This is a genomic window from Psychrobacter sp. TB20-MNA-CIBAN-0197 (assembly GCF_040309765.1).
Classification (GTDB): domain Bacteria; phylum Pseudomonadota; class Gammaproteobacteria; order Pseudomonadales; family Moraxellaceae; genus Psychrobacter; species Psychrobacter submarinus.
Genome location: NZ_JBEOPC010000130.1, coordinates 1 through 413, shown reverse-complemented (window position 1 = coordinate 413; position 413 = coordinate 1). Strand labels below are relative to the sequence as shown.

The following is a 413-nucleotide window of genomic DNA, read 5'->3' as shown; positions in this document are numbered from 1 at the left end:
AGCATATTGAGCTATCACGCTTTGCTTTGCCAGCCAAAGCTGGGGTGAGTGATGATGCCCAAGCCGATGCCATGAGCCAATTGCTACAAAGCGTGGGCAAAAAAGAGCAGATGCTGATATTGCTCCCCAATGCTGGCCTTAAGCAAATCAGCAACCATGTCCAAGTACACAGCATCATGCGCCCAACGACTGTCTATGAGCGTGAGTGCGCGATATTTGATGGTGGCAATGACGCCATGATTCAGCGCTTAGCCGATGTCCGTAATGCCGTATTGATGATTGAAGACGACGAGTGATGATGACAAGTATGGTATTTCGTTGCCTTTAACGCAGCTACTTTCTCTACAATTGCCTACGCGATAGCTGGTCAGATTCACTTTGTATTTGCGACTAAATAGCGCATAGTGATAAAA

At 47.0% G+C, this 413-nt stretch carries 1 pseudogene; it reads left to right on the top strand.

The annotated features are described in order from the left end of the window. Nucleotides 1-296: pseudogene (locus AAEY83_RS12965) on the top strand (hypothetical protein); the annotation flags it as partial. Nucleotides 297-413 lie beyond the last annotated feature (117 nt).